Raw genomic sequence first — 7,576 nt, forward strand, 5'->3', positions numbered from 1 at the left:
CCGCAGACGAACCCCGAGCACCGGACAGCGCCGCGGCGCGACGAGCCACCGCCGAACCCAGTCGCCGCACGCCCCCCCCGACAGCTCGCGCTCACCCCCGGGACCGCGCCCGGCACCGGCCCAGGCCGCACGAGCACCAGCGCTCCAACCCCCGACACCGGCCCGTGCACGGAGAGTACGCACGCCCCGGGCCGGCCACGCGCTCACCCCCGCGCGTACGTCTCCCGCAGTTCCACCTTGCGGACCTTCCCCGACACCGTCATCGGGAAGGCGTCCAGGATCTTCAGGCGGGTCGGGATCTTGTAGTGGGCCAGCCTGCCGTCGCAGAACGCGCGCAGTTCCTCAAGGCTCGGCGGCGCGGCCGGGTCGCGGGGAATCACGCAGGCCAGCACCTCCTCGCCGTAGCGCTCGTGAGGAACGCCGACCACCTGGACGTCCGCGATCCCCGGGTGGCCGTAGAGGAACTCCTCGATCTCGCGCGGGTAGATGTTCTCGCCACCCCGGATGATCATGTCCTTGATGCGGCCGACGATCTCGACGTACCCGTCCTCGCGCATCCTCGCCAGGTCACCGGTGTGCATCCAGCGACCGGGGTCGACGGCCTCCGCGGTCTTCTCGGGCTCGTTCCAGTAACCGAGCATCACGCTGTAGCCGCGGGTGCACAGCTCGCCCGCAGTTCCCCTGGGTTGGGTGACTCCGGTCGCCGGGTCGACGACCTTGACCTCGATGTGCGGCAGGACCCGGCCGACCGTGCCGGTGCGGTGCTCCAGGTCGTCGTCCCTGCGGGTCTGGAGGGACACCGGGCTCGTCTCCGTCATGCCGTAGCAGATGGACACCTCCGCCATGTGCATCTCCGCGACCACCCGCTTCATCACCTCCACCGGGCACGGTGAGCCCGCCATGATGCCGGTGCGCAGCGAGGAGAGGTCGTACGCCGCGAAGTCGGGGAGGTTCAACTCCGCGATGAACATGGTCGGTACGCCGTAGAGCGAGGTGCAGCGCTCCTGCTGGACGGCCCGCAGCGTCGCCGCCGGGTCGAAGGAGGGGGCCGGGATGACCATGCACGCGCCGTGGGACGTAGCAGCCAGATTCCCCATCACCATGCCGAAACAGTGATAGAACGGGACCGGGATGCACACCCGGTCCTCCTCCGTGTAGGAGATCAACTCCCCCACGAAGTAACCGTTGTTGAGGATGTTGTGGTGGGAGAGCGTGGCCCCCTTGGGGAAGCCCGTGGTGCCCGAGGTGTACTGGATGTTGATCGGGTCGTCGCAGGAGAGGTCCGGATACGCCGGGTCCGGCACGGCCCGCCCCAGCAACTCCTCCCAGCTCGGGTCGCCGATGTAGACGACCTCCCGCAACTCCCGGCACCCGCCCCGCACTTCGTTCACCATCGCCCGGTAGTCACTGCTCTTGTGGCTGAGGGAGGCGAAGAGGAGGGAGATCCCCGCCTGGCGCAGCACGTACTCGACCTCGTGGGTGCGGTACGCCGGGTTGATGTTCACCATGATCGCGCCGATGCGGGCGGTGGCGTACTGGACGAGCACCCACTCGGGGCAGTTGACCGCCCAGATCCCCACCCGGTCGCCCTTGGCGACGCCGGAGGCGAGCAGCGCCGACGCCAACTCGTCGACTTCGGCGCCGAACCGGGCGTAGGTCCAGCGCCGTCCGGACGGCACGTCGACGAGCGCCTCCCGGTCGGGCCAGGTCGCCACCGCCCGGTCCAGGTTGGCGCCGATGGTGTCGCCGAGCAGCTCCGTCGTGCCGGTGCCGTGCGTGTACGAGTTCACCGGAAGTCCTCCTCGCGGTACTCCGCGTCCGAGCCCGCCGCGGTCGCCTCCCGCAGCTCGATCCGCCGGATCTTCCCCGACACCGTCTTGGGCAGCTCCCCGAACTCCAGCCGCCGGATCCGCTTGTAGGGCGCCAGCGCCTGCCGGGAGTGCTCGAACAGCACCTTGGCCGTGTCGGGCCCGGGCTCCCAGCCCTCCGCCAGCACGATGTACGCCTTGGGGACGGCGAGCCGCAGCTCGTCGGGGGCGGGCACGACGGCCGCCTCGGCGACCGCCTCGTGCTCCAGGAGCACGCTCTCCAGCTCGAAGGGGCTGATCTTGTAGTCGGAGGCCTTGAAGACGTCGTCGCTGCGGCCGATGTAGGTCAGATAGCCGTCGGCGTCCCGCGAGGCCACGTCCCCGGTCCGGTAGTAGCCGCCGGCCATCGCCTCCGCCGTGCGGTCCGGGTCGCCGTGGTAGCCGGTCATCAGACCCACCGGCCGGGCCGACAGGTCCAGCGCGATCTCGCCCTCGGCCGCGCCGGGCGCGCCGGACACCGGGTCGAGGAGTTCCACCTTGTAGCCGGGGCTCGGGCGGCCCATGGAGCCGGTCTTGAGCACCTGCCCGGGGCTGTTGGAGACCTGCACGGCCGTCTCGGTCTGGCCGAAGCCGTCCCGGATGGTGACGCCCCAGGCCCGCCGGACCTGTTCGATGACCTCCGGGTTCAGCGGCTCTCCGGCCGCGACCACCTCCCGGGGCGGGGTGCGCAGCTGGGTCAGGTCGGCCTGGATCAGCATGCGCCACACGGTCGGCGGGGCGCAGAAGGTGGTGACCTGGGCCCGGTCCATCTCGGACATGAGGCGGGCGGCGTCGAAGCGCGTGTAGTTGTGGATGAAGACGGTCGCCTCGGCGTTCCACGGCGCGAAGAGGTTGGACCAGGCGTGCTTGGCCCAGCCGGGCGAGGAGATGTTCAGGTGCACGTCACCGGGCTTGAGCCCGATCCAGTACATGGTCGCCAGGTGCCCGATCGGGTACGAGGTGTGGGTGTGCTCGACGAGCTTGGGGCGGGCCGTCGTCCCGGAGGTGAAGTACAGCATCAGCGGGTCGTCGGCGAGGGTCGGCCCGTCGGGCAGGAACTCCTCGGGGGCGGTGTAGGCGTCCTCGTACGGCTGCCAGCCCTCCGGTACGCCGCCGACCGCGATGCGGGTGTAGTCGCCGGGCACCTCGTCGAACTTGCCGGTGTCCTCCGCCCGTACCAGGACGTGCCGTACCCGGCCGCGCTCGACGCGGTCGCGCAGGTCGGCGGGGCCGAGCAGCGGGGTCGCCGGGATGACGACGGCCCGCAGTTTCATGGCGGCGAGGGCCGTCTCCCACAGCTCGGCCTGGTTGCCGAGCATGACGAGGATCCGGTCCTCGGCCTCCACCCCGCGCTCGCGCAGCAGGTTGGCGACCCGGTTGGAGCGCTCGGCCATCTCGGCGAAGGACAGCCGGACCTCGCCGCCGTCCTCCTCGACGATGTGCAGGGCGGTGCGGTCGTTGTCCTGCGCGATGACGTCGAACCAGTCGAGCGCCCAGTTGAAGTGTCGCGGGCGGGGCCAGGCGAAGCCCTCGTACGCCGTGGCGTAGTCCTCGCGGTGCTGGAGCAGGAAGTCCCGCGCCCCGCGGAAATCCTCCGTGGCCGTCATCTTGCGTCCTCCTCGTACCGGACCATTGCCGGGCGGCTCTCTGCCATCGTGTAATCCGTGATGCAGGTCTCACTACCCCCGAACGGGGGTGTGTGCGGCGGTGAAGGGACGAACAGGTGACAGTGGACGCGGCCGGCGCGGTGGAGATCCGGCGTGCCCTGGTGCGGCTGCGGCGCACCACGGGCCTCCCGGTCGCCTTCGGCGGTCTGGTGGAGTCCGGGCACCCGCGGATACGCATCAGCGAACTGAGCGGTACGGCCACCACCTCGCTGCTCGCGCTCGCGGTGACCTCGGGCAACGGCCTCGGCGGCAAGAGCGTCGCGCTGGCCCGCCCCTGCGCCGTGGCCGACTACTCGCTGTCCCGCCAGATCAGCCACGAGTACGACGCCGCGGTCGCCGCGGAGGGCCTGCGCTCGGTGCTGGCCGTGCCCGTGGTCGTACGGCGCCGGGTGCGGGGCGTGCTGTACGGCGCCCTGCGCGACGCCCGTCCGCTGGGTGACCGGATCCTGACGGCGGCGGTGGACGCGGCGCGGGACGTGGAGCAGGCGCTGGTCGTGGCCGACGAGGCCCGGGACGTGCTGGCGGCGGCGCGGGCCGAGCCCGGTCGCGGTGACGCCTCCGCGTGGGAGCAGGTCCGGGAGGCGCACGCGGCGCTGCGGGCGCTGGCCCCGCGGATCGGCGACCCGGCGCTGCGGGCCGAGCTGCTCGACGCGTGTGCGCTGCTGACCCCGGATTCCGCGCCCTCCGAGGCGGTCGCTCTGGCACCTCGTGAGCTGGACGTACTGGCCTGTGTGGCGGCCGGGGCGACGAACGCGGTGGCCGCGCAGCGGCTGGGCGTGAGCGCCGAGACGGTCAAGGCGTACCTGCGGTCGGCCATGCGCAGGCTGGGGGCCAGGACGCGGGGCGAGGCGGTGGTCGCCGCGCGCCGGGCGGGACTGCTCCCGTGAGGACCGGCCGCTCGCGTACCATTTGCAGACAACTCATTCATTCGCGGGCGCTTTGAATTTCTTCATGCGGAACCGGTTGTTATTTCCCTCACCGCATCTTCCCGTCGAATTTCAAAGCACCTTGCCTAATATTGGCCAGGACACGACACAGGGAGGGGAGCGGTGACCGTGCCACGCGACTTCCAGGAGCCTGCGAGATGCCGCCCCGACCTGGTCATCGGACGGGACGAGCTGTTCGGCCAGGCCCGTGAGCAGCTGGCCCGCGGCGGCAGCGTGCTCCTGCACGGTCCGGCCGGAATAGGAAAGTCGACCGTGCTGCGGGCTCTGGCCGCGGAATACGGTGAGACGGCCCGCACCGTGTTGCGCTGCTCGGCCACCGAGTCCGAATCCCACCTCCCCTTCCTGGCCCTCGCCGACCTCTTCGGCCTGGTCCTCGACGACATCTCCGACCAGTTGCCCGCGGCCCAGCGCACCGCGCTGGAATCGGCGCTGACCGGGCGGGGCGAGTCCACCCTCCAGCGCGACGGCCTCGCCCTGCGCCTGGCGGTGCTGTCGGCCCTGCGCGCCCTCGCCGCCGAGGGGCCGGTCCTGGTCGTCGCCGACGACGTGCAGTGGCTGGATCCGGCCAGCCTGGAACTGCTCGGCTTCGCCGCCCGCCGGCTCGGCGACATCCCCGTGCGGATGCTGTGCGCGGTCCGGACCGACGGCCCCGGGTACGACCGCCATCTACGCGCGTTGCCACCGGACAGCCTCGCCGTCCGCTTCAACCCGCTCACCCGCGCCCAGGTGGCCGAACTGCTCGACCACCGCGGCTACACCGGCCTCCAGCGCTCCACCGTTCGGGACATCCACCGCACCAGCGGCGGCAACCCGTTCTACGCCCTGGAACTCGGCCGGGCCCTCACCGAGAATCCGACCCCGCCCCGCCCCGGCGAGCCGCTGCCGGTGCCCACCTCGCTCAGGGCGCTGGTGCTCAGCCGGCTGGAGATGCTGTCCGAGGAGGCCCGGCACACCCTGCTGGTGGCGAGCGCGGGCGCCCGCCCCACCCCGGCCCTGCTGCACGCGGCCGGGCGCGTGCACGCCGAGGCCGAGATGGCCCAGGCGGCCGCGCTGGGCCTGCTCGCGACGGAGGCCGAGGGGCCCGCCGTACGCTTCGCTCATCCGCTGATCTCGGCCGCGCTGTACGCGGAGGCGCCGGCGCAGGAACGGCGGGACGCGCACCGGGCGCTGTCCACGGCCGCCTCCGACCCGATCGAACGGGCCCGCCACCTGGCCCTCGCGACCATCGGCACCGACCCGGAGGTGGCCGCCCGGCTCGCCGAGGCCGCGGCCCTGGCCCGGGACCGGGGCGCCCCCTCGATGGCGGCCTCCCTCGGGCTGCTGTCGGCCCGGCACACCCCTGCCGACTCCGTGCCCGCCCCGGACGTACGACGGCTCACCGCGGCCGAGGACGCGATCACCGCCGGGGAGCTGGACCTCGCCCGGGACATCGCCCGGGACGTGCTGACCCGGGCCACCGTGCCCGCGGACCGGGTGCGGGCCTGGATCATCGTGATCGACACCGCGGGCCACGCCATGACGGAGGTCGACGAGGTCTTCCCGCAGGCGCTGGCCGACGCCGGTGAGGACCCCGAGCTGCTCGCCCTGGTCCGCTACCAGCTGGCCTGGCGGGCGCTGCTCGTCGAGGGCGACTTCGACGAGGCGCGCGGGGAGGCGGCGCGCTCGGCGGCGCTGGCCGCGCAAGCCGGCGACCGCTACAACGAACTGATGGCGCTGGCCTTCCAGGCCCAGCTCGAGACCCTGATGGGCCATCCGGACGCCCCCGCCACCATCAAGCGCGCCCTGAAGGAGCCCCAGGACCCGCGGGTGGCCGTCCACCACAACGGAGCCGGGTACTCCCGCTTCCGCTGGCTCATCATGAGCGACCAGTTGCCCGAGGCCCGCGCGACGGTCACCGCGCTGCTGCGCGAGGTGCGGCGGCGCGGGTCGGTCGAGAGCGAGGTGCACTTCCTGCGCGGGGTGGCCGAGACCGAGCTGCGCTCGGGGCACTGCGGGCGGGCGCTCGACGTGGCCCGGGAGAGCCTGCTGATGGCCCGGGACACCGGGATCGGCGAGGTGGCCTCGGCCGTGCTCGCCTCCATCGCGGAAGCCTCGGGCGGACAGGTCGAGCGGGCGCTGGAGCTGGCCCGGGAGGCGGTCGACCACTCCGAGGAGAACGGCGACCAGATGTACGAGTCCCGGGGCCTGGCCGCCCTCGGGTACGCCCAGCTCGTCGCCGGGGACGCGCAGGGCGCGGTCCGTTCGCTGCGCCGGGTGCGCGAGCTGGAGCACGGGCTCGGCATCACCGACCCGGCGCGCGGCCGCTGGCAGGGCGACCTCGCCGAGGCCCTTGTACGGATCGGGGAGACCGGCGAGGCGCAGGACGTCATCGACGTGACGCGGGTGAACGCGCTGCGGCTGGGCCGGGAGAGCGTGCTCGCCGTACTGGACCGGGCCGAGGCACTGGTGCGGGCGGCACGGGGTGAACACGACGCTGCGCTGGTGCAGTTGACCTCGGTGCAGGATCGTCTCGCCAAGCTGGGGTACGGCCTGGAGGAGGCCCGCGCCGCCTTCGCCCTGGCCCAGCTGCGCACCCGGCGGCCCGGACCGACGTCGTACGACGAGGCGGCCCGGCTGTTCAGGCGGTGCCGGGCGCTGCCGTGGCTGCGCCAGGTGGAGGCGGCCGCGCTGGCCCGGCCCGCGGAGCCGGAGCCCGCGCACACCGTGGCGCCGGACGGACTGGAGAGCCTCGAAGGGCTCGCCTCGATGGAGCGCCAGGTGGCCGCGCTCGTGATGGAGGGCGCCACCAACCGGGAGATAGCCGCACGGCTGTTCATCAGCGTGAAGACGGTCGAGGCGACGCTCACCCGGGTCTACCGCAAACTCGGGATCCGCTCCCGGGTGGACATCGTCCGGCTCGCGGCGGGCCGCAGGCCGTAGCCGAGGGACCGTCAAAAGCGCTTCCCCCAGGGCCGACCGAGGGTTTTCCCTGCCCAACTCCCTTAGGGGCTTCCCTCATTGGGAGGGGGAACTTTCGCGTTCTAGCTTATGAACGTGCCGCTCGCCCGGGCATACGGGGGTCGGTCCCGCGACCCCCGTGCACCCCCACACCCGCGCGACCCCCCACCGGCAACCC

The 7,576-nt window shown here is 72.7% G+C and carries 4 protein-coding genes; 2 read left to right on the plus strand and 2 right to left on the minus strand.

Annotation, left to right across the window (positions count from 1 at the left end; translation table 11 throughout):
* Positions 1-203: 203 nt before the first annotated feature.
* Complete coding sequence (locus AOJ26_RS39190) at positions 204-1,790, minus strand: AMP-binding protein (protein WP_053853110.1); 1,587 nt, start codon at positions 1,788-1,790, stop codon at positions 204-206.
* Complete coding sequence (locus tag AOJ26_RS39195) at positions 1,787-3,454, minus strand: AMP-binding protein (protein WP_053853111.1); 1,668 nt, start codon at positions 3,452-3,454, stop codon at positions 1,787-1,789. The genes AOJ26_RS39190 and AOJ26_RS39195 overlap by 4 nt, the downstream gene beginning before the upstream one ends.
* A gap of 116 nt (positions 3,455-3,570) precedes the next feature.
* Here AOJ26_RS39195 and AOJ26_RS39200 point away from each other — a divergent pair, with 116 nt between their 5' ends.
* Positions 3,571-4,401, plus strand: a complete 831-nt coding sequence (locus AOJ26_RS39200) for a helix-turn-helix transcriptional regulator (protein ID WP_053853112.1) — start codon at positions 3,571-3,573, stop codon at positions 4,399-4,401.
* Positions 4,402-4,563: 162 nt separating this feature from the next.
* Positions 4,564-7,380, plus strand: coding sequence for a helix-turn-helix transcriptional regulator (locus AOJ26_RS39205; protein WP_053853113.1), 2,817 nt, complete (start codon positions 4,564-4,566; stop codon positions 7,378-7,380).
* The last annotated feature ends 196 nt before the right edge of the window (positions 7,381-7,576 follow it).

This window comes from Streptomyces sp. NRRL B-24085 (genome assembly GCF_001282115.1).
In the GTDB taxonomy this organism is placed as follows: domain Bacteria; phylum Actinomycetota; class Actinomycetes; order Streptomycetales; family Streptomycetaceae; genus Streptomyces.